Origin of the sequence: Cellulosilyticum sp. I15G10I2 (assembly GCF_900095725.1) — a bacterium.
Taxonomy (GTDB): domain Bacteria; phylum Bacillota; class Clostridia; order Lachnospirales; family Cellulosilyticaceae; genus FMMP01.
In genome coordinates this window covers 14,237-37,545 of record NZ_FMMP01000011.1, presented here as the reverse complement: position 1 = coordinate 37,545, position 23,309 = coordinate 14,237, and the positions used below count along the sequence as shown (strand labels likewise).

Below are 23,309 nucleotides of genomic sequence, written 5' to 3'. Positions count from 1 at the left end.
AAAACACCTCCTAGAATAATAAAGAGACCACTATGACTTTTTTAAAAAGACATAATGACCTCTTTGTCATCCGTTTATTCATTTCATATTGATTATACTATACTCATAGTAAAAAACAATATGTTTTTATTACTTATTATTGATATTTAGGAATCCAGTCTCCATGAGCTTCTATTAAGTCGTCGCACATCTGGATAATATCGTCCATAGAAAGCTCCGCCGCAGTATGGGGATCTAGCATAGCCGCCATATAGATATATTTCTTTTCAAGCGTTGCTGCCGCTTTGATAGTAAGAAGCTGTACATTGATATTAGTCCTGTTAATCGCTGCACACTGTTCTGGCAACTCTCCAACAAAACAAGGGTTAACCCCATTTCTGTCAATAAGACAAGGTACTTCTACACAGGCATTTTGTGGAAGGTTAGTGATAAGGCCTGTATTTAAAACATTGCCATGTACCCTAAAAGGACTATCGGTCTCCATAGCTTTTATAATATAAGAAGCAAATTCATAAGTTTTTTCATGTGTTAGTTTAGGATCATTCATAAGCTCTTCTTGCGCTTTAGCCCATTGTTCTATTTGCTCTACACAACGTCTTGGATACTCATCCAGTGGAATATTGAACTTTTCTATAAGACCTGGATAGTTAGATTTAATATACCATGGGGTATATTCACTAAGATGCTCTGAGGATTCAGTGATATAGTAGCCAAACTTATGCATCATATCCAGTCTTACAAGATCGGTTTTTTTGAACTCATTCATATCACTTGATAAAGCCCGTTTCTTAATTTCTGGATATAAATCATTTCCTTCAAGATCCGTTATCTTAAGAAGCCACGCTTGATGATTAATCCCTGCAATTTCCCATTTGCACCGATCTATGTACTCTGTCATATCTACATCTTTTAAAAGTCTAGCTGCACAATCTTGTACGCTATGACAAAGACCTATCGTCTTAATAGAAGTATGACTTTGCATATACCCTGTAAGCATTGCCATAGGATTCGTATAGTTTAAAAGTAGTGCATCCGGGCATACTTCTTCCATATCATCCGCAAAAGCTTTCATAACTGGTATCGTACGCAGTGCTCTAAAGATCCCCCCTATACCTAATGTATCTGCTATTGTTTGTCTTAGACCATATTTTTTAGGTATTTCAAAATCCGTAATCGTGCAAGGATCATAGCCGCCTACTTGCACAGCATTGACTACATACTTCGCATCTTTTAATGCTTCTTTTCTATTCAAACTACAAGATAATTTAACATCATCTCGGCCCGAGGTTTTAATAATATAACTTATAAGCACCCTAGATTCTTCTAATCTTTTCTCATCAATATCATGCAGAACAATATCGAGGTCTTTAATCTCTTCCGTATAGATACAGTCTCCTAAAACATTTTTAGCAAAAATAGTACTGCCAGCTCCTAAAAAACAAATTTTTGGCATATGCTCTCTCCTTTAATTTGATGTTGTTTGATCCTTAATATTATCTTAGGTGATTTGCCCTAAAAGTTAAATAGATAGATGTAGCTTCTATATGTCCAAATGTGATATAATGCTGTTACATCTTTTGATAAGGGGAATACTATGTCTTTACATTTAGAAGTTAATCGACTAAACTTAACTGATCTTATGATGTACCAATGTGGTTATGAAGCTTGTGCGCCCTCCCATGCTTTTGGCCCTGCCGTAAGAGACCATTTTCTGATTCATTATGTTTTAAGCGGCAAAGGCACCTTTCATGCGAATAACACAATCTATACTTTAGAAAAAGGCCAAGGTTTTTTAATCTGCCCCGATGCCATTACCTTTTACGAAGCCGATGCATCTGATCCTTGGACATACGCTTGGGTTGGTTTTCACGGGCTAAAAGCTGCAGGATATTTAGAAGCTGCAGGACTTACACAAAAAACACCTATTTTATCGCTTGCAAGCGAAGGTTATATCACTCATTGTTTTAAAGAAATGCTGGAAACCCAAAAATTAAAAGTAGGAAGAGAACTAAGACTGCTTGGCATCCTGTATACGTTGCTCTCAGAACTAATCGAAATCAGTCCTCAAACTTTGGCACAGCCAAGTCGCCGAGACCGTAAAGAATATTATTTACAAACAGCTATACAGTATATTGAAAGGAATTACTCTAGAAAGATAACTATTACAGAACTGTCACGCCACATCGGACTCGACAGAAGCTATTTGTGCCATTTATTTAAAGAGCTTCTCTCTAAATCCCCTCAGCAGTTTTTAATTGATTACAGAATGAACAAAGCTGTTGAACTGATGCATAACCCTCTTTTATCTCTAGGAGATATCGCCCGCTCTGTAGGTTATAGTGATGTACTATGTTTCTCTAAAGCTTTCACCAAGACCCACGGCATAGCCCCTAGTCATTATCGCAAAAATACTATTTAGTCATTCTAAAAACCCGTTTTAGCATTAAGCCAAAACGGGTTTTTATTGTATTACTTTAGTAACCTAAAATACTTGGAAGCCATGTGGTGAGTGCCGAAAAAAGACTAATAGCAATTAATATTTATATCTCCTTTAATAATTCATCTAATTTGATAAGCTCTTTTTTAAATGCAGTTAATTCGTCTAATGTTAAGTTAAGAGATGGTTTTCTCATATGTCCTGCAGCTATTCCTCTATGTTCTAAGGCAGACTTAAAATACGCCATATTCGTACCGCCTCTTAATACCTTACAAAAAGTAGCAGCTATATTCTGTAGCCGTCTAGCTTCTGGAATATTATTTTCATTAAAAGCCTTATAAACAGCTACAAAAGGTTCTGGATATACACAGGATATTCCAGATATAGTGCCATCACAACCAAGTGTTAAAAGCGGTGCAAAAAGTCTGTCACAGCCATGCATCACTGAAACATCCCCCCCGTTGACCAAGCTGTATTCTTGTGTTTTTACAAAATCTCCAAAGCTATATTTAATCCCTACTACATTTTTACATCTAGTCATCATTTTCTGTAATAGTTCTACTGAAATATCATTAGCTGCACACTGTGGAATCGAATAGAGATATACCGGAAAATCTTCCGAAACGCTATTTGCAACTTGCACAAAATAATTTTCAAGTTCTCTTTCATTGGTATAGAAAAAGACGGGTGTAACTATCCCAATACCATCTGCCCCTATAGCTTGGGCATGCTTTGCAAGCTCTATCGTTGTGTCTGTACTCATAGATCCTACATGTATGTACACTGTAGCTCTTCCTTTTGTTGTTGCAATGATTGTTTCTGCTACTATTTTTCTTTCCTCAATACTTAACTTGAGCATTTCACCTGTAGTTCCTAAGGGATACAGACAATCTACCCCCTTTTCAATTAAAAAGTTTGTCAGCTGTTTTACACCTTCTAGATTAACACGACCCATCTCATCCATAGGAGTAACCATAGCAGTTGTCACGCCATGTAATTTTTTCATTATTATTCCTCCAAACCACGCTTTAGTATCGTTGATTTTATTTTAAAGACTATTTTTTTTACCTTCTGTTTATGCAAAGTCTCACAACAAGGCATGTGCGCATCATGGGTAAGAAGCAAAGCAAACATATCTCTTTCTAATATGAGCGCTGCCTTATGGGGCCCCTTATGATAAAACAGAATATCCTTTTCTGGCGTATGATCTTCGCTGACTGCCAGCGTATCAGTAAGTGCCCAATACATCATCTCTGCGCCTTGTACGATATACTGTAGATCAACATACTCCTGATGTGATTCCCACCTTCCCTCGTCACTTGGTATCGTCATATAACTTTGTACAAGTGCAAAAAGATTATCTCCTAAAATGTCATACCTGCCATCTCTTAACTTCGCTTTCTGAAAATACGCAATAAACTCTATAATCTTCTCTCCCCAAAGTCCCAATTCATTATATTTTTTTAGATTGCTAATATGGTCAACGATCATTCAAATCCCCCCTGTTGTGGTGTTATACCGGTTGTTTATGTTTAGATAAAGCCTTCTTTTTCTATTATATTATTAGAAAAAGAAGGCTTATTTCAAAGAGTTATTGAATCCTTATTTAATTCCAAATGTACGTGGCATCCACATTACAATATCTGGTACATATGTAATAATAAATAACAGTATAATCATAATGATTACCATTGGAAGTATTTCTCTTATAACCTTCTTAATAGGTGTCTTACTCATACCCGATACAATAAATAACAGCATCCCAAATGGTGGTGTTGAAAGTCCTATCATCATATTAAGACAAATGACTACTCCAAAGTGTACAAGGTCTATGCCAAATGCTTTGACAAGCGGAATAATCATAGGAACAAATACAAGCTGTATCGTACTTACATCCATTACGGTTCCGAGTAGCAGAAATACAATATTAACAACAAATAAGAAGATTAGGGGATTATTCGTAACACCCATTACTGCATCTGTCACAAGATTAGGTATCTGCTCAAGTGCAATGATATAAGAAAACAACATTGCAGTACCTACTAATAATCCGAGGACCGCTGTCATTCTTGCACTTTCTCTTAAGATCTTCCAAAGCTCACCCGCACCCATATTTCTATAAACTAAGACTGAAACGATAATAGCATATAAAGCTGCAACTGCTCCCGCTTCTGTAGGCGTAACAGCTCCGCCATAAATACCGCCAAGCAAAATAACTGGTGTCATAAGTGCTGGTATGGCTTGAATAGAAAACTTTAAAAACTCTCTTCTTGTATATTTTTCACCTCTTGGATAGTCTCTTTTATGTGAGATAACAGCCACATAAATCATAAGTATTCCCGCAAGAAGCACGCCTGGTACCATCCCCCCCATAAACAAGTTGCCAATAGATGCACCAGATAGCATCGCATAAACGATCATTGGAATACTTGGTGGAAAAATAGGTCCCACTGTAGCTGACGCCGCTGTAATTGCACAGCTAAAGCCATCATCATAACCTTCTTTTTTCATCTGTTCTATTTCCATAAGTCCAAGCCCTGATGCATCTGCAATAGCAGAACCTGTCATGCCTGAAAATATAAGGGATGCAAAAACATTAACCTGTGCTGTCCCACCTTTAAATTTACCTAACAGACCATTACAAAATTTAAAGATTTTATCTGTTACAAGTCCTTGGTTCATAACATTTGCTGTAAAGATAAATAGCGGCGCTGCAAGCATAATATAATTTGAAAACATATTACCAGTTATAACCGTGAATACTTGCCCCATGTCATTGCCACTCACTATAAAGTATATAATTGATGCGGCCAGCATTGAGAAGGATACAGGCATTCGGATAATAAAGCACAAAGCCATTACTGCAAAAAGTATAATAACACTTAGTGGCATATTATTTCACCTCTTCCTTCTTTTGTAGCATAAATTCTTTAATGACGTTGTAGGCACATCTTAGAATGATCTCAATGAACATCAAGAGAAAAGGTGCAAATACCCATTTATAAGGAAGCTGCAATACACCTGTTATTCCTCTTTTACTCAACATAGAGTTTAAACAAGGCATAAATGCAATAGTCACTAAAATAGCAACAGCTAAGTTATAAATAACTCTGAATATCTTTTGAACTTTCTCACTTGCCGAGTCATACACAAGTCCAAATACAACATGTTCATCGAGTCTAATCGCTTGACCGACCCCAAAAAACATGGTCCACATATACGCTAAAATACTTATTTCATAGGTCCAAGGAACCGGTTGTCTAAGCACATACCTTGAAATTATCCCTATCATAAAAGTAATAAATATAATAAGAAATGTTATTGTAGGAACAGTTATTCCAAGAAAGTCGATCACTTTTTTTCCAATTTTTTTTACATTATCCAAGCGCTGTCCCCCTTATCAAAATAAACTATCAAATAATTATTTTGCAGCTGCTTGTATCTCTTCAAAAAGATCCATATTCCATTTGGCTGTTTGCTCTGAATCCTCAAGATATGCTGCTTGTACTTTTTCTCTAAACTCATCAAGATTTGGACGAGTAACCGTTAAGCCTTGTTCTTCCAAGAATTTAAGAAGATTTGCTTCTTTTTCAAGGTTAGTTGTATCACAGAAGTCTCTTGTGAACTCGATCGCCTCTCTCATAGCTTGTTGTTGTTTTTCACTCATCTTCTCCCAAGTTACTTTATTAATAGTAGGATAAATCGAGTCAATAACGTGATTTGTTACTGCAATGTATTTTGTAACCTCATAGAATTTAGCACTTTGCACTGTTGGAAGCGGATTATCTTGTGCATCAATCGCCCCTGTAGAAAGACCTGTATAAACTTCATTAAATGACATTGGTGTAGGATTTGCGCCTAATGCTTTACCTAAGAATAACCATGCTGGTGAGTTAGGCATTCTAAGCAATAAGCCTTTCATATCATCATAACTATTGATTGCTTTTTTAGTCGTATTGACTTGACGAGATCCAAGGTAGAAGCTCGCTAGCGGCACAATGCCAAGTTCTTCTTCAATATCCTTTCTGATGATATTTTTACCGATATCTCCATTTAATGTTGATGTCATATGTTCATAATCTTTAAAGAAATAACCAGATGTAAACATGTTAAAGTAATCTATCTTTGTCGCTATAGTTGGATTTGATATATATGCCATATCAACATCTCCGTTTAAGAGTGCATCAAACTCATTTTCTGATGAGAAAAGTGACCCTGAATGATAAACCTTAACCTTAATCGATCCCTCTGATAATTCTTCTACTTTTTTTGCAAATACATCCATAGATTCTGTGTGCGTATCCCCCGGAACAGAAACACTTGTAAATTTAAGTTCAATTGGTGTTTCACCTGCTGGCACTTGTGCTTCTTGGCTTTTTGTTTCAGCTTGAGCTGCTGGTGACGGCTGTGACGCCTCTTTTGGGTTATTTGCCCCACATCCCCCTACTGTAAACATTGTTGCTACGACCATTGAAATTGCTACCATCTTCTTAAACATAATACTCCTCCTTTTAATATAGTCTACTACAAATCAGTTTTTATAGTAGATATTATTTTTAGATATCCAGCCATTCTTTAACGAGATGATACATAACCTGCATCTGTTTAACCTCTATCTGCCTACTCTGGGTAAGTTCATTTTTGTCTTTTACGCGGCTATGATAATTAATACCTAATCCTTCAAGCTGCATATGATACTTTGCATTAACCGGATAGCACTGACATTCTATCACCGAAGCTGCGCCTAAAAACGCTTGTAATTTCTCAGCCTTTCCAGGATATTTAGCATAATTCTCACACAGCCATACATAAAGTTCTGCATGGAAGTTTGTCATAATCCCACTATACCCAGCGCATCCCATTTTTAAACTTTCGAGTAGTGTTGCTGCATTCGCATTGTAGATCTTTAAGTTTGTTCCTGCTGTAGCATTTACTTTAGCCTGCAGTCCCTCTAGATTACAGCACGTATCCTTAAGAAATAGAAATCTGTCTGTGTCAGCACACCACTTTAGAGTTTCTGGTGTGATAAGTCTTTTATACGGATAAGGACATTCATAAATACCAAAATTAATATTATGTATACTATTAACGATCTTATCAATATTTTTCTTAACTACTTCTTCACCTTCATCTGGTGCGGCAAACTTATTGGAAATAAATACATAGGCATCTATCCCTAAGTCTATAACCTCTTTTGCCTCTTCAATTTGTTCGCAAGCTGTATCCGCTACATGTCCTGATGCTATAACCCCCATATGTTTAGGAGTATTTTCTACTATAAACTTTGCAAGCTCTAATCTTTCCTCTTTTGAAAGAAAAAACATTTCACTAGATTGGCATACTGCAAATATACCTGCCACGCCTTGCTTATCGTACCAATCAATAATTTTTAGTACACCTTCATAGTCAACTTTATTATCTTCTGTATAAGGCGTTACCATAGTAGGCCATACACCATTTGCTATAGTGCTTTTCATGTCTCGCTCCTCTCTTAGTATCAATTTATAATGAAGTCTATTTGTATTTGATGATGTTTATAGTATAATATTTTTAATTCTTAGGTGCATTCAATATAATATTTAGTACTTTTTTATACATTTACTTATAACACACACATATTTTTGTTTATCTAATATAAGAATGATATGAGTAATGTTTTTTTAACAACATTAGATATGTTCTTCTTTATATTGTATATTTATTAAAAAGGTATACGCATGAAATATGATTTAGAAAGGATATTATTATGATAAAACTTGATTCTAAAATAACTCAAGAACTCTATAGCATCAACCAAGAGCACAGAGTATTATTAGCAGATGGTGCTTCCGTGCCCAAGCTCGGGCAGGGAACATGGTATATGGGAGAAAACCCAGGTAAACAGAAAGATGAAATAGAAGCCTTGAGGCTTGGTATAGATCTTGGCATGACTCTGATTGATACCGCAGAAATGTATGCTGACGGTGGTGCCGAGTGCGTGGCAGGTGAAGCTATTAAAAATATGAGGGATAAGGTCTTTCTTGTATCAAAAGTCTATCCGCATAATGCAGGTCTTAGAAACATTGCAAAGAACTGCGAGAATAGTTTAAAACGCCTGCAGACAGATCATCTGGATCTTTATTTGTTGCACTGGCGCGGTAGTATACCATTGGAAGAAACGATTGAAGGTATGGAAAACCTTATAAAGACTGGCAAAATCCTGAGATGGGGTGTATCTAATTTTGATACCCGTGATATGAAAGAATTAGTTAGTCTGCCAAAGGGTAGCCACTGTGCCGTCAATCAAGTACTGTATCACCTAGGTTCAAGAGGCATAGAATATGATTTAATAAACTGGCAGAAACAAAATAGTATACCCATTATGGCTTATTGCCCTATTGCTCAAGCTGGAACCCTTCGTAGAGGACTCATCCAACATCCAGATTTAAAAAAGGTAGCAGATAAACATCATGCCACCCCTATACAAATCTTGTTGGCATGGTGTATGCGCCACGACAACATGATTGCCATCCCCAAGGCTTCTAATACTGCTCATGTGTTAGAAAATGCACGCGTTAATACATTTACTCTTGATCAGGAAGATTTACAGAAGCTTGATCAAATCTTTCCTGCGCCTTCAAAAAAAGTCCCTTTAGATATTGTCTAAAGTTTGTTAGAATAGAATCTATAATCATTATTATAAAAGAGGTGATAGTCGATGTATGAGATCATAGATGATTTTTGCTGGGAAAAGCATAAGAAGGTTATAACCTTTGATTACCATAAAATACCCGGCCTTAAAAACTTTGCTTACTGGAATCTTAGTAGAGCTATTATTCCCACTCCCATGCACTATCACTCTAACATTATAGAAATGCACTGTTTGGTTAAAGGCAAACGTCTTTGCCATGTAGAAGATAAAAGCTACAACATCACCGGAAATGAAGTCTTTATAACCTTTCCTACAGAAATGCATAGTACAGGCCCGCTCCCTCAAAACCCTGCTGAATTTTATGCTTTTCAAATCGATCTTAAAAGTAAAGATAATTTACTTGGCCTAAATAAAGAACTCAGTAATACGCTTTTTGATGCTTTATGCAGCCTTAAAAACAGGCACCTTAAGTTAGATGCCTATCATATAGGTCTCTTAAAAAAAGCCTTTGATTTATTTGCTAAAGGTGATATATTTTCGATGCATTCCGGCCTGCAATATTTATGTTGTTTTATCTTTAATGTCCCAAATCTAGAGACAATTAACCAAGATGGTATGTCTGCCCGAGACTTTCATATCCAGAAGTCTATCGATTATATAGAAGAAAATTTCTACTCAAATATTCAATTAAAGGACCTCGCTGCCATTGCTGCCTTATCCTTATCTAGATTTAAAACCAAATTCAAAGAAGAGGTTGGTATTACCCCTAATGAGTATATTACCTTAAGAAAAATCGAATATGCCAAGCACGAACTCGAGATGGGTACTATGTCTATTACAGACATCGCTTTTGAGGCCGGTTTTTCATCCAGTAACTACTTTTGTTCAGTCTTTAAAAAACTTGCCAACTGCAGCCCGTCCGAATACCGCGAACGCTTTTGTATTTCTGATCCAAAAAAAGATTGACATCTGCAAAATAAGCCTTAGTTAAGAGTCTTTTCATTTCTTAACCAAGGCTTATTTTATAGCTATTGATACGCTTAATGCTTATTTAAATCTTTTTACGCCTAGCAAGAAGATTTTAGGGCTCGGAAGTTGCCTCTGGAGTATTTCGTAAAAAATCTTAGCAATTTATTTAAATGGTACTTAGCTGCACTGTTTGAGCGCAGCGAGTTTGCAGCGTTCATTTAAAGAAAGTGCTTAGATTTTTAGAAATATGCAAGCGAGCAACTGGAGAACCCTAAAATCTTCTCGTAGACGCCCAAGAACTTTATAATATCATAACAAATGTCCCAATAGTTATAAAAATCCCCCCTATTATTGTTTTAGCCGTCATCGCCTCTTTTAATATAACAAATGCGAGCACCATGGTAATCACCACACTAAATTTATCAATAGGTACTACCTTCGCAGCTTCTCCAATCTGAAGTGCTTTGTAATAAAACAACCATGAAAATCCTGTAGCAAGTCCTGAGAAGGTTAAAAACACCCAGCTTTTTTGATTGATATTTGATATTTCATGCCAGGTGCCTGTCATAAACACAATTCCCCAAGCCATAACAAGTACCACAATCGTTCTAATAGCAGTTGCCAAATTAGAGCTGATTCCTTCAATCCCTATCTTCGCTAAAATCGAAGTGAGTGCTGCAAATACCGCTGATAATAAAGCATATAATATCCACATATTGTTTCCCCCTCATATAAAGTGGTATCAAATATAATACGTCTCTTATACCATATGCAGATCTCTATACTTTTTAGGTGTGATATGCTCAAACTTTTTAAATACTCTTGTAAAATGACTTTGATCATGGAATTGAAGCCAAGCCGCAATATCTAACAAAGTATAATTAGACGATACCAGCAATTTTTTAGCTTCTTCAATACGCTCTTTTTGAATATATTCACTTACAGTAATCCCTACCTCTTTCTTAAACAACTCCGAAAGGTAACTCGGATGCAGGTTCGCCTGCTTTCCTAAATTTACAAGTGTGATTTCTTCATATAAGTATTTAAAGATGTACCTTATACATACATTAACGGCTTTTGAATATATATGTTCTTTTACCTTTTTGACCCTGTCTGCAAAATCACAGAGCATCTTAACTTCTAAATCTGATAAATCTTTTATCTCATTGATTTCTTCTATTTCCTGAATATATAGGTCGCTGAGGGTATAAGCCGTCTCTGAGTCAAGCCCGCCTTCCATAGCCGCCCGCGTTGCCAGTGTCACACTGCAGATCGCAAGATTTTTTTGCCCTCTGAGTGGGTTATTTTTTGAAAGAATACCAACTTCCCCATCCTGAGGTTTAGGATGATACTTTAAAATCGCTTCTTTATTGCCTGACTTAATGTAGTTAAAAATATGTTTTTCCCCAGACTGTGAATGATGAAATACAATACTCTGCCTATTTCTTGATAAAGAGGCTTCACAATCATTTCTTATCTTTACCGGCACCTGCTTAAGCGAGCTGTTCTTTTCCATAACTTCCGATACACTCATTTGTTCTTTATAAACATAGTAGTAAACTAAAAGACTCGTGCTTATAAGTTTTTTATAGTCAAAAATGGCAACCGTATTATAATAGTCAATAAACTGTCTTTTAGCACTAAGTGGGAGATCATTCGCTTTGATTAAAGTATCTATTTCATTTGCCGTAACATAAGCATAAAGCGAAGGCCCTATAATAAACGTTCCTTTAAAACCACCTTCTTGAATCAGTCTTATGGCACAATAGTTTTCATAGTACTTGGTAGATTTAATAATAGGCCACTCATAAACTTCCTTATGACTAAAGAGTTCCTTAAATAATTGTTTTAAACTGGGCTGCAAAGGATTGCTCAAATGCCCATATGCAAAAGCATAACAAACTTCATATTTTTCATCTAGAAAATAAACAGGGATTTTAAGCACCTCTACTAATAATCTACAAAGATATTCAATATCCTCTTCTGTCATTTTATGCTCAGTCTTTACAGTCACTCCAACACTTCCTTATATGAAATTTATGATAAAACTCTGATATTTATACAATAATTATACCATACTACATGCTAAAATGAGTTAACAAATGACCTATAGGAGGTATAAAAAATGGTTAGAGATATCAAAAAAATTATCCAAGAGATGACACTCGAGGAAAAAGCAAGCCTTTGCAGCGGTTTAGACTTTTGGCATACCAAAGCCGTAGAACGTCTTGGCATCCCCAAAATAATGGTAACAGATGGACCTCATGGCCTTAGAAAACAAGCAGAAGCTGCCGATCATCTTGGATTTAACGAGAGTGTAAAAGCAACTTGTTTCCCCTCTGGCGTAACACTGGCAAGCTCTTGGGATAGGGACTTACTCCATAAAGTAGGCACCGCACTGGGCGAAGAATGTCAAGCCGAAAATGTAGCTGTTCTTCTTGGTCCTGCTGCTAATATTAAGCGCTCACCTTTATGCGGCAGAAACTTTGAATATTTTTCTGAAGATCCGTACTTATCTTCAGAGATGGCATCTTCTCATATCAAAGGGGTTCAAAGTCAAGGTGTAGGCACTTCTTTAAAACATTTCGCTGTCAATAATCAAGAACATAGAAGATTATCTGTAGATGCTGTCTTAGACGAAAGAACCCTGAGAGAGATCTACCTCGCAAGCTTTGAAGGTGCTGTCAAAGTGGCCCAGCCTTGGACAGTTATGTGTGCTTACAATAAAGTAAATGGAGATTATTGTTCTCAAAATGAATATCTGCTCCGTACGATACTCAAAGATGAATGGGGTCACGAAGGCTTTGTCATGTCTGACTGGGGCGCTGTGGATGAAAGAGCCCAAGGACTTAGCGCAGGACTAGAACTCGAGATGCCTTCTAGTAATGGCGTTAATGATCTTAAGATTGTAAAAGCAGTTCAGGAGGGTACCTTACCAGAATCTATTCTTGACGAATCTGTCGAACGACTTTTAAAAATAATTTTTAAGGCCGTAGACTCAAAAAAAGAAAATGCCTCTTATGATAAATGCACCCATCATGAACTCGCCCGTCAAGTCGCACGGGAATGTATGGTACTGCTAAAAAATGAAGATAATATTCTGCCGCTAAAAAAAGAAAGTCAATTGGCTATTATAGGTGCTTTTGCCAAGAAACCAAGATTTCAAGGCGGTGGAAGTTCTCATATCAATCCAACACAAGTAGATAGTGCCTTCCTTAAGCTTGTAGAAGCTGCAGGTCATACAGCTTCACTTTCTTACGCCGAAGGTTTTAGTCTAACGAGTGATGCTATTGATGCAGGGTTGTTTGAAGAAGCACTAAAAATCGCAGCCCTTGCTGATACGGCAGTTATTTTCGCTGGTCTTCCAGATCATTATGAATCCGAAGGCTATGATAGAACACATCTCAGAATCCCTGAAAACCAGGTACGTCTTATCGAAGAAGTTGCCAAGGTACAAAAAAATATTGTGGTGGTCTTAAGTAATGGCTCACCGATTGAAATGCCTTGGATAGACAGCGTTAAAGGTGTGCTTGAAGCCTACATAGCTGGTCAGGCATCTGGAGCTGCTATAGCAGATTTACTCTTTGGTGATGCAAATCCTTGCGGTAAACTCGCAGAAACCTTCCCTAAAAAGCTTAGCGATACGCCTTGCTTTTTAAACTTCCCAGGTGAAGGTGATACGGTAGCCTACAAAGAAGGTCTATTTGTAGGCTATCGCTATTACGATACTAAAGAATTAGCACCTCTATTCCCATTTGGCCATGGTTTAAGCTATACAACTTTTGAGTATAGTGATATCAAACTTGACAAAGAGACTATGCAAGACCATGATACACTCACTGTAAATGTCTCCCTCGCAAATACAGGTACTGCTTCTGGCAAAGAGGTGGTTCAACTTTATGTCCGTGATATAGCGAGTAGCGTCATAAGACCCATTAAAGAATTAAGGGCCTTTGAGAAAGTATCTTTAGAACCTGGCGAAACCAAAACTGTAAGCTTTGTACTGTCTAAGAGAGCTTTTGCCTACTACAATACCGCTATAAAAGATTGGCATATAGAAAGCGGTGATTTTGAAATATTAGCAGGCAGTTCTTCTCAAGATATTAGGCTTAAAGCTACCGTATACGTTGAGTCTACAACGCCGCTCAAGAAACTTTATACCAGAAACTCAACACTCGGTGATCTGATGCTTCATCCGAAAGGCAAAAAAACAGCCGAGGAGCTGCTTAACCTTATGCTGGGGGATAAACATAATTCTTCCGAATCCTTAGGTACAGATATGGCTGTTATGATGAGCGATTTTGTACTACGCGGCATGATTAACTTTAGCGGTGGTGCTTTTAGTGAAAGTATGATGAATGATCTCTTAGCCGAACTCAATGCGGATGATTGTAACTAGATAATAAGAAGGACAAAAAAGCCTTATCCTCTCACCCATAGATTCGTCAGTAAATTAAAAAGTGGCAGCGTAATAATGGACAAAAGTGTGGAAAGCGCCACAATCTTAGCACCATACTCTCCCTCCATGCCAAACTTTGCAGGAAGCAGTGCAATGGATGCTGCTGCAGGTGCCGAACAAGCTAAAATACTCGCCATAATGACATCTGCAGCTCCTGTCATCCAGTACTCCACCCCTAAAATTTTAATGATAATCAGCATTATTAGCGGTAATATAAAAAGCCTAATGCCGCTCACATAAGCGATATTATAATTTTTAAAAACAGACTTAAAATTTATCTCTGCTAAAAAAATTCCCGTGATAATCATAGCAAGCGGTGTATTAAGCTGCGATAAACTTGTAACACCTTGGTCAATAAGATCAGGAATATGCAGCTGCGTACAATAGATTATAAAGCCTATTATAAAACCTATAACCCCAGGATTCCATATTGCTGATTTAAGATTGATACTGCGCCTGTCGGTAATTACCATGATCCCATGGGTCCACAGCGCCATATTAAAAACACTGATAAAGGCAACGGCATAAAATATGCCTATATCTCCTACCGCCACAACAATTAAAGGAATGGCCATAAACCCACAGTTTGTATAAACAACTCCCATGCGCTCAATCTTATATCGTATGCCTTCTCGTTTTTTAATCAGAAAATTTGAAACGATAATGGCTATGCCATGAAATATAAAAGCAAGCAAAAAAGCTAAAGCAAGCCCTAGTAAATGTGCTTTTTCAAAAGGTCTTATATAGGATTTTATAATTAAACAAGGTGTTATAACCATAAGTACAAAGCTTGAAAGATTTTTGCCTATCTCCTGTGTTACAATCTGCTTCTTAACGCACACTATGCCTATTGCTATATAGATGTATATTAATAATACCTGGTTACCTACGAGTAGTGCTTCTTGCATATTAACCAACTCCTTTGTTTGAAACGCCTCCATTTATATTATTCAAACCAGTGAGCTTTAGAATAAAAAACATAGAAAGAGACTAGTAATAATCAATCATCAGATTATCACTAGCCTCTTTCTACGTTTTATGGTATAAGGATTACTTTTAAAGCACCGTCCCCTTTTCCTGCTAGTTCAAAAGCTTCCTGCCACTTTTCAAGTGGCAGTTTATGGGTTACAACACCTTCTGTAGGTAATTTCCCATTTACAATCCATTCGATGACCGGCTCATAACAATATGGGCTTAGGTGCGCCCCTAAAAGGTCCAGTTCTTTTCTATCTCCAATTATACTCCAGTCTACTGTAGCAGGCTGACTAAACACACTAAACTCTACAAATGTTCCAAGCTTGCGAATCATACTAAGCCCCTGTGTTACACTTGATGGATGCCCTGTTGCTTCTATGTATACGTCACACCCATAGCCATCTGTTAATTCCATGACTTTTTGAACTGCATCTTCTTTGCCTGGATTTATCACAATATCTGCTCCAAATTTTTGAGCTATTTCAAGCCTTTCATCTTTCATATCAAGTACAATGAGAAGTTTAGGTTGCTTGAGTGCTGCAACTCCCACCATACCAAGACCTAATGTGCCAGCACCAGACAGTACAACTATATCTTCATTTGAGATATTCCCTCTGTCAACTGCGTGTTTAGAACATGCAAAAGGCTCAATAAGGACAGCTTTTTCTATAGGTACATCTTTAGGCACTTTATAGACTAGCGAACCTTTTGGCAGCTTCATGTATTCTGCCATCCCACCATTTACATTGTTCTGGAATCCAAATATATCATGTTTTTGGCACATCCAATATCTGCCTGTCTTACAGAACTTACATTCCCAACAAGGTGCAATTTGATCAGATACCACACGGTCACCGATTTCAAAACCTTTAACATTAGGCCCAATTTCTGTTATAAATCCAATAAATTCATGCCCTGGAATAACCGGTGCTTTAATCCATCCTGGCTGACCATCTCCCCCCCAAAATGATTTTGCTCCATGTTCTGCCTTAACATCTCCAGCACACACACCACAAGCTTCAACTTTAATAACAATTTCCCCATCTTCAGCTGTTGGTATAGGTATATTCGTTTCAAAACGATAATCTCCAGGTGCATAGGCTACAAGCCCTCTCATTGTTTTTGCTGCATTTTCCATATTAACTCCCCCTGTAAATGTTTATTAAATACTTAAAGTCATTTTTGTTTCAGCAGTTGTTTACTTAACAAGCTGAATAATTGAACCAGCTACACTTTGAATAATTAAACAACACGATGTTGCTCCGGCGTCTAATACCCCTCGTGAACGTTCGCCTAATCTGCTGGCTCTGCCAACCTTTGCTACTAGATCTATTGTGGAGTCTTTTCCTTTTTCTGCGGCTTTACACATTTTTTCTAATGCAGCCGTAAAATCTGAATCTGCATCTAACTCCTGCTTGTAGGCCTCTAACGCCGGTACTAATGTATCCATCAGTGTTTTATCACCAACCTTAGCATTTCCAAGCTGTTGTATGCCCCTAACAGCACTATTTAGCATTTTATAAAATACTTGTTTATCTATATCTTCTTCACCTTTTGCTGCTTTAGACATTTCTATAAACAAGGTTCCATAAAGAGGTCCCATCGAACCACCGATTTCCATCATAAGCACCATAGCAAGCGTTTTTAATGCTTCAGATAAGTCCATGGCTTTATCAGCAATTCTTTCTTCACAGATGCTAAAACCTTTATTCATATTAATACCATGATCTCCATCCCCAATTTCACCATCAATTTTGCTAAGGTAATCTTTATTGTCTTGGATCACCTTAATTAAATTCTCAACTAAGATCTTGCCATCCTTATTTTTAAAACTACCCATTTCAACACCTCTTTTAACATTTAAATTGTTTAAGTCCCATTGTTTCAACTTCTATATCAACGAGTTCTCTAAGTTCATCATCAAGCTTCATAAGCGTTAATGTTACACCCATCATCTCCAATGATGTAAAGTAGTTACCCACATAAGCTCTATGTATATTAATACCTTTTTCTGTTAAGATCTCTTCTACTTTGTTATAAACAATATATTGCTCCATAACCGGTGTAGCACCAAGACCCGAGAGCAGCACAACAACATCATCCCCTAAACCAAAAGGCGTATCTGGCAATATAATATCTGTCATCATTTTGGCGATTTCATCAGCAGTGCCAAGGTCAGTTACCCTAATACCTGGTTCCCCATGATGTCCGATACCTACCTCCATAGTGCCTTCTTTAATTTCAAAATTGGGTTTACCAACCGAAGGAATTGTACACGGCGTTAACCCAATCCCTACACTTTTTGTATGATCAATAGCTTTCTGTGCAGCAGCTATAACCTCATCTAATGTACCGCCTTGCGCTGCTTTTGCGCCACCAATTTTCCACATTAATATTTCACCAGCAACGCCTCTTCTTTTTTCAACCTCTCCCTTAGGCGCCGAAGCTACATCATCATTTGCTACAACTGTTTTAACAGTAATACCTTCCATCTCGGCCATTTGCCGTGCCATCTTAACATTCATATTATCTCCGGCATAGTTGCCATAAAGGCATGCTACACCTGCGCCAGCATCCGCTTCTTTAAATGCATCCAAGAAAGCTTTAGCTGAAGGAGACGAAAAGATCTCTCCTACCGCCACAGCATCAAGCATATTCTTTCCTATATACCCTATAAATGCTGGGTCGTGACCCGACCCTCCGCCTGTAACGATGCCAACTTTACCTTTTACAGGTGCTTTTTTATATTTAAGAACCCTGGAATTCTCCGTGGCTTCTACGATGTCATTATGTGCTTTTACAAATCCTTTTAATTGATCTTCAACAACATAGTCAGGTTTATTGATTATTCTTTGCATCTTAACATCCTCCATTTATAAATTTTTGTTCATATTCCATTATTTTGCTAACCTTAGCTGTTGAATTGCCTCCAACAAAAGCGCAGTCTAGCCACACCTTAACAAGTTCTTTTGCAAGCTCCACACCTATTACCCTTGCACCCATAGTCATAATTTGACAGTCGTTGCTGCGCCTAGACCTCTGAGTTGAAAAAAGATCATGACATACCGCAGCTCTTATACCCGGAACCTTATTGGCACTTATGGCCATACCAATACCTGTTCCGCATAGTAGTATGCCTCTTTCGTGCATCCCGGCCGCTATAGCGCTCGCTACGGCCACTGCCGTATCAGGATATAAAGAAGGTTCTGCCGAATAAACCCCATAGTCCTTAACTTCATGTTTCATTTCATTTAATAATACTTTTATTATTTCTTTTAAAGAAATTGCTGCTTCATCGCAGCCAATTGCTATTTTCAATGCACTTCCCCCTTCATGCAAAATTCTATATTACTTGGGCACGATTTTCTCTCCCGTATTAACATCAAATAAATGTGTCTTTTCAGATTTCACCTCAAGTTTAACCTGATCACCTTGTCTATAGCGCTTCTCATCAGTTGTTACAAGGGTTAAGAAATCTGCGCCTACTCTGAAACTTATTTTTCTCTCTTCACCTAGGTTTTCAAAAACAGATATTTTAACCTCTGAACCTTTGCTCGCAGCATCTCCTATCAATAAATCTGTAGGCCTTACACCTAGTCTTACTCGCATACCATCAGAAATAGCAGCCATATATCTTTGTGGCACAGGGATACTAATATCCGCATCCATAAATTTAAAAAATGCACCGCTGCCTTCTTTAATCACTTTAACCGTCATAATATTCATTGGTGGTTCACCAATAAATCCCGCTACAAACTCATTAGCTGGATTATCATAAACCTCAAGAGGTGTTCCAAACTGCTGAAGTTCTCCATCTTTCATAATAGCAATTCTATCTGCTAAAGACATAGCTTCTAATTGATCATGGGTAACGATAATCGTAGTACATTGAATACTATTATGCAGCCTCTTAAGCTCGGTTCTTAGTATCTGCCGCATCTTCCCATCAAGATGAGACATCGGTTCATCAAGTAAAAGAAGCTTTGGTTTCCTGACAATAGCTCTTGCCATATTAACTCTTTGTTTTTGTCCTCCGCTTAGCTTCGATGGCCTCATATGAAGAAGATCATCTACTTTTAAGAGGGGTGCAATACGGTCGATTTCTTGTTTTATTATCTCTTTATCAATTTTTTTTGCACGCAGATTAAAAGCTATATTTTCATAGACCGAAAGCGGCGGGTAAAGTGCATAATCTTCAAAAGCGAGCCCTATCCCCCGATCTTTAGGGAGTACATGATTAACAACTGTCTCTCCAATAATAATCTCTCCGCCAGAAATATCTTCTAACCCGGCAATCATTCTCAATGTAGTTGTTTTGCCACACCCTGAAGGTCCTAATATACCTACAAATTCTCCATCTTCACAGGCTAAACTAAAGTTGTTGACTGCATAGGGACTAAGTGGTTCATTCTTTTTTCTTTTTTTATTCTCATATCTTTTATATACATTATTCAGCACAAGTTTAGCCATCAGTTCACCTCTAACAGTTCTTTTTGGTTATGTCTAATAATATATCTTGAATCATCCGCATTAAAAAACATGGCTTTATCCATCTTTACACGGACAAAAATTTCTTGATCTAATTCAGCCTTTATATCATTAGGAGCTATTACTCTTAGTTGTTCACCATTTACTTCTATCACCAAAATGGTTTTATTACCAATTGGCTCCACACTATATATACTGGCATTTATATAGTCCTCATTTGCTTTCTCAAAACTATACTCAATATCATTGCCTCTTAGTCCAATTCTTACATTTTCATAGCTTCCATTTCTTAATACTTCGGCAACATCAGCTGGTATCTCACAAGTTCTTTTTTGGCCCAACATAGCCGCGTACAACCCGTTACTTCCGTGAACAAGTTCAATATCAAAAATATTAATTTCTGGATCTCCCATTAACCTCGCTACAAACTCATTAGCAGGTGTTAAATAGACTTCATCCCCTGTTCCTACTTGCTCGATAACACCTTCATTTATGATCCCTATTCTGTCTCCTAAACTTAAAGCTTCAAGATAATCATGGGTTACGTAAATAGTTGTCGTATCAAATTCATTCTGCATTTCTTTTAATTCTGCTCTCATAAAATGTCTAAGCTTTGCATCAAGATGGGCAATGGGTTCATCCATCAAAAACACATTAGGTTCTCTTACCAGACACCTGCCCAAAGCCGTGCGTTGTCTCTGTCCGTTACTCACCTGACTTGGCAGTCTATCTAATAAGTGATCTATTTTCATCATTGATGCGACTCTATGTACTTCTTTTTTGATCGTTTCTTCATCTTTTTTATATAAAGGACTCCGCATCGGTGAGGCAATATTATCAAATACAGTGAGGTGAGGGTATAAAGCATAGTTTTCAAATACCATTGAGATATTTCTCTTTGAGGGTTCAACAAGATTAACATTTTCACCGCCAATCCTTACTTCACCAAAGTCCGGAAACTCAACCCCTGCAATTGTTTTTAATATAGTTGTTTTACCAGCTCCCGCAGGTCCAAACAGTACAAAAAACTCTTTATCTTCGACTACTAGATCTATATTATTAAGTGCCGTAACTTTATTAAATCTTTTTGTTATATTAACTAATTCAATTTTCGCCATAATCTCTATCTCCTTATCCTTTTACAGCTCCAAAACTTAAGCCTCGAACCAGATGCTTTTGTATAATAAGCGCTAATACAACTTCCGGTAATGCTGCCACCGCAGCTGCTACTGCCATCTGTCCATAATGAACCGTATCAGAACCTATATACCTAAGTGCTGCAACTGTAACCGTTTCAATTTTAAATCCACCAAGGAGCAGTGGGAATGTAAAACTATTCCATGCAAATATAAATGCAAGAAGTGCTGAAGCAACAAGCCCCGGTTTAATAAGCGGCAATAGTATTTTCCAAAACACCTGAACCCATGAATAACCATCTAGGTTCGCAGCCTGCTCTACTTCAACTGAAATATCTTCAAAATAACCTCTAAGCACCCAAATAAGTAGTGGCAGTGTAATGAGCTGATACACCCAGATCAGTCCAAAATAGGTATCATACAAACCGATCTTCTGATAAATCATAAAAAGAGGTAATATAACAAGTATTTCAGGTGCAAATCTAAAAGATAGTATTGTAAAGGCTAGATCTTCTTTTTTAGCAAAATTGTACCTAGCCAATGCATAAGCCCCGGGAACTCCAACGACAAGAGATAATAAAACTGCTCCGCCGCTTACGATAATATTGTTGATAAAAGCCTTTATATAATCGGCTCCTTGAAATATAACTATCCTATAATTATCAAGTGTAGGGGTAAAAAAGAATGTGGTATTAAACATCTGCGCATCACTTTTAAAGGTGATAAGCACCAACCAAAATAATGGAAAAATCGCAAATATTGCATAAAGTGTCAACACTGTAGTGGATAATATACTTTTTATAATACGCTTAGTCTCTCTATTCATGTCTTCCTCCTTAATTTCCAGCTGCTTGTTTTTGAACATTCAGCCAAGCTTTAACAAGTTTGCTGCTAATAATGTAAATAACCAGCCACAGGAATAACATGTACGGCAGTGCTCTGCCTAGCTTTAAGAATGCAAAACCTGTATTGTATGCAGTAAGTGATAAATTCATTAGCGTATTACCTGGACCGCCTTTTGTAAGTGCAAAAATAATAGCATATTCCTGCATAGACGCCATAAGCCTAAAAATAAGTGCAATATAGATAAATGGCTTTAACATCGGCAGTGTTAACGTCTTAAACGTGAACCAAGCAGAACCGCCGTCAATCTCAGCTGATTCAAAAGGTGATTTAGGCAGCGACTGCAGACCCGCAAGCATGAGTAACATTACAAAAGGAATGTATACCCAGCAATCTATCATCGCCGCTGTTAAAAGCGCCGTCTTTGGAGAAGATGCCCATGGAAGTCCATAGACCCCAAACAGATTAAAAAATTTCTCCAAAATCCCTACCGAATTATTAAGCATTAACTGCCAAATTAAGGTTGCAATAACCGGTGCGATCATAAGCGGAAAGATAAGGACAATTCTCAGTATTTTTGTATACCGGTTTTCTTTCATTAACAGAAGCGCTATCCCAAGCCCTAAGATCATCTCAGTACCTGTTGTGGCCACTGCATACTGTGCTGTTACCCATACCGAATGCCAAAAATCATAATCTTTCAACATATTAATCCAGTTCGTAAGGCCTATAAATTTATAAGTCTGTTTACTAAAAGAAAAATTCGTTAATGAGTAAAATATTGCTGTTGCAAATGGATATAATATGCCAATAGTTAATAAAAGCGCTGGGGCTATGATCAAATAAGGCCTGGCTTTAACGAGAAAGGGTACTTTATTATATTTAACCTGTGCATTGTGATTACTTGTTATATTCAGGGGGTTATTCGTCATGTTCAAGGATAGCTCCTCCTATTCAAAGTTTCCTATTTTTATATTGCTTATTTATGTATATCCTTGATGTTTTAACGTATTTAGATGAGGGTGCAAGCTTTCCACAAACTATTACCACCTGACTTTTTCGAAGGCTAGCATGGGGATTTTAGGGTACGGAAGCTGCCTCTGGAGTCATTCCGCTCCGAAAATCTTAGTGGTTTTTTTAAATGGTACTTAGCTCGCACTGTATTGATCAACCGACTAAAGTCGGTAGCGAGTTTGCGGCTGTTCATAAACTAAAATGAGTTCTTCGCTCATTTTAATTTGAAAAAAGCGCCTAGATTTTTAGAAATGCGTAAGTGAGCAGCTGGAGTACCCTAAAATCCTCATGCGAACCGCCTCAAGAACCAAAATTGTAGTATTCGGAAAATCTGGGTGACTCATCTAAATAACGTTA

The 23,309-nt window shown here is 37.4% G+C and carries 22 protein-coding genes; 4 read left to right on the top strand and 18 right to left on the bottom strand.

What is annotated here, in order from left to right; genetic code table 11:
• Nucleotides 1–136 precede the first annotated feature (136 nt).
• Nucleotides 137–1,453, bottom strand: coding sequence for an alpha-glucosidase/alpha-galactosidase (locus BN3326_RS12225; RefSeq protein WP_069999534.1), 1,317 nt, complete (start codon nucleotides 1,451–1,453; stop codon nucleotides 137–139).
• 141 nt (nucleotides 1,454–1,594) lie between these two features.
• On the opposite strand from BN3326_RS12225, the gene BN3326_RS12220 reads away from it, so the two are divergent.
• Nucleotides 1,595–2,419: an AraC family transcriptional regulator gene (locus BN3326_RS12220; RefSeq protein ID WP_069999533.1), complete on the top strand. Its 825-nt coding sequence runs from the start codon at nucleotides 1,595–1,597 to the stop codon at nucleotides 2,417–2,419.
• Between the two features lie 121 nt (nucleotides 2,420–2,540).
• Here the strand turns inward: BN3326_RS12220 and BN3326_RS12215 are convergent, their stop codons facing one another.
• From BN3326_RS12215 to BN3326_RS12190, 6 genes are all read right to left on the bottom strand, one after another.
• A complete protein-coding gene (locus BN3326_RS12215; protein ID WP_069999532.1) occupies nucleotides 2,541–3,443 on the bottom strand; it encodes a dihydrodipicolinate synthase family protein in 903 nt (300 codons plus the stop codon).
• A 2-nt stretch (nucleotides 3,444–3,445) separates the two neighbouring features.
• Entirely contained in the window at nucleotides 3,446–3,928 is a 483-nt protein-coding gene (locus tag BN3326_RS12210; RefSeq protein ID WP_069999531.1) for a NanQ anomerase/TabA/YiaL family protein, read from the bottom strand.
• 111 nt (nucleotides 3,929–4,039) lie between these two features.
• Nucleotides 4,040–5,329, bottom strand: a complete 1,290-nt coding sequence (locus BN3326_RS12205; RefSeq protein WP_069999530.1) for a TRAP transporter large permease — start codon at nucleotides 5,327–5,329, stop codon at nucleotides 4,040–4,042.
• 1 nt (nucleotide 5,330) lies between these two features.
• A complete protein-coding gene (locus BN3326_RS12200) occupies nucleotides 5,331–5,822 on the bottom strand; it encodes a TRAP transporter small permease (RefSeq protein WP_069999529.1) in 492 nt (163 codons plus the stop codon).
• A 36-nt stretch (nucleotides 5,823–5,858) separates the two neighbouring features.
• Nucleotides 5,859–6,935 (bottom strand): sialic acid TRAP transporter substrate-binding protein SiaP, encoded by a 1,077-nt coding sequence (locus BN3326_RS12195; protein WP_083258689.1) that lies wholly within the window; start codon nucleotides 6,933–6,935, stop codon nucleotides 5,859–5,861.
• A 58-nt stretch (nucleotides 6,936–6,993) separates the two neighbouring features.
• Nucleotides 6,994–7,914 (bottom strand): dihydrodipicolinate synthase family protein, encoded by a 921-nt coding sequence (locus BN3326_RS12190; RefSeq protein WP_069999528.1) that lies wholly within the window; start codon nucleotides 7,912–7,914, stop codon nucleotides 6,994–6,996.
• Nucleotides 7,915–8,267: 353 nt separating this feature from the next.
• On the opposite strand from BN3326_RS12190, the gene BN3326_RS12185 reads away from it, so the two are divergent.
• Complete coding sequence (locus BN3326_RS12185; RefSeq protein ID WP_330389714.1) at nucleotides 8,268–9,083, top strand: aldo/keto reductase; 816 nt, start codon at nucleotides 8,268–8,270, stop codon at nucleotides 9,081–9,083.
• Nucleotides 9,084–9,134: 51 nt separating this feature from the next.
• Nucleotides 9,135–10,034 (top strand): AraC family transcriptional regulator, encoded by a 900-nt coding sequence (locus tag BN3326_RS12180; RefSeq protein ID WP_069999526.1) that lies wholly within the window; start codon nucleotides 9,135–9,137, stop codon nucleotides 10,032–10,034.
• Between the two features lie 304 nt (nucleotides 10,035–10,338).
• Here the strand turns inward: BN3326_RS12180 and BN3326_RS12175 are convergent, their stop codons facing one another.
• The gene (locus tag BN3326_RS12175) at nucleotides 10,339–10,752 is read right to left on the bottom strand and encodes an EamA family transporter (RefSeq protein WP_069999525.1); all 414 of its coding nucleotides are present in this window, start codon (nucleotides 10,750–10,752) and stop codon (nucleotides 10,339–10,341) included.
• A gap of 45 nt (nucleotides 10,753–10,797) precedes the next feature.
• Nucleotides 10,798–12,051, bottom strand: a complete 1,254-nt coding sequence (locus BN3326_RS12170; RefSeq protein WP_083258688.1) for a helix-turn-helix domain-containing protein — start codon at nucleotides 12,049–12,051, stop codon at nucleotides 10,798–10,800.
• 111 nt (nucleotides 12,052–12,162) lie between these two features.
• Between BN3326_RS12170 and BN3326_RS12165 the strand changes: the two genes are divergently transcribed.
• Nucleotides 12,163–14,436 carry a beta-glucosidase gene (locus BN3326_RS12165; protein WP_069999524.1) on the top strand — a complete coding sequence of 758 codons (2,274 nt, stop codon included), beginning with the start codon at nucleotides 12,163–12,165 and terminating at the stop codon, nucleotides 14,434–14,436.
• A gap of 23 nt (nucleotides 14,437–14,459) precedes the next feature.
• Here the strand turns inward: BN3326_RS12165 and BN3326_RS12160 are convergent, their stop codons facing one another.
• From BN3326_RS12160 to BN3326_RS12120, 9 genes are all read right to left on the bottom strand, one after another.
• On the bottom strand, nucleotides 14,460–15,404 hold the full coding sequence (locus BN3326_RS12160; RefSeq protein WP_069999523.1) for an AEC family transporter: 945 nt from the start codon (nucleotides 15,402–15,404) through the stop codon (nucleotides 14,460–14,462).
• 128 nt (nucleotides 15,405–15,532) lie between these two features.
• On the bottom strand, nucleotides 15,533–16,609 hold the full coding sequence (locus tag BN3326_RS12155; protein WP_069999522.1) for an alcohol dehydrogenase catalytic domain-containing protein: 1,077 nt from the start codon (nucleotides 16,607–16,609) through the stop codon (nucleotides 15,533–15,535).
• Nucleotides 16,610–16,669: 60 nt separating this feature from the next.
• Nucleotides 16,670–17,311, bottom strand: coding sequence for a dihydroxyacetone kinase subunit DhaL (dhaL, locus tag BN3326_RS12150; protein ID WP_069999521.1), 642 nt, complete (start codon nucleotides 17,309–17,311; stop codon nucleotides 16,670–16,672).
• Between the two features lie 13 nt (nucleotides 17,312–17,324).
• Nucleotides 17,325–18,329, bottom strand: a complete 1,005-nt coding sequence (locus BN3326_RS12145) for a dihydroxyacetone kinase subunit DhaK (RefSeq protein ID WP_069999520.1) — start codon at nucleotides 18,327–18,329, stop codon at nucleotides 17,325–17,327.
• Nucleotide 18,330: 1 nt separating this feature from the next.
• Nucleotides 18,331–18,789: a ribose 5-phosphate isomerase B gene (rpiB, locus tag BN3326_RS12140; protein WP_069999519.1), complete on the bottom strand. Its 459-nt coding sequence runs from the start codon at nucleotides 18,787–18,789 to the stop codon at nucleotides 18,331–18,333.
• Nucleotides 18,790–18,819: 30 nt separating this feature from the next.
• Nucleotides 18,820–19,941 carry an ABC transporter ATP-binding protein gene (locus BN3326_RS12135; RefSeq protein WP_069999518.1) on the bottom strand — a complete coding sequence of 374 codons (1,122 nt, stop codon included), beginning with the start codon at nucleotides 19,939–19,941 and terminating at the stop codon, nucleotides 18,820–18,822.
• A complete protein-coding gene (locus tag BN3326_RS12130; RefSeq protein WP_069999517.1) occupies nucleotides 19,941–21,077 on the bottom strand; it encodes an ABC transporter ATP-binding protein in 1,137 nt (378 codons plus the stop codon). Before BN3326_RS12130 ends, BN3326_RS12135 begins: the two co-directional genes overlap by 1 nt.
• Before the next feature lie 13 nt (nucleotides 21,078–21,090).
• Nucleotides 21,091–21,921, bottom strand: coding sequence for a carbohydrate ABC transporter permease (locus BN3326_RS12125; RefSeq protein ID WP_069999516.1), 831 nt, complete (start codon nucleotides 21,919–21,921; stop codon nucleotides 21,091–21,093).
• 10 nt (nucleotides 21,922–21,931) lie between these two features.
• A complete protein-coding gene (locus BN3326_RS12120; RefSeq protein ID WP_069999759.1) occupies nucleotides 21,932–22,870 on the bottom strand; it encodes a carbohydrate ABC transporter permease in 939 nt (312 codons plus the stop codon).
• Nucleotides 22,871–23,309: the final 439 nt, after the last annotated feature.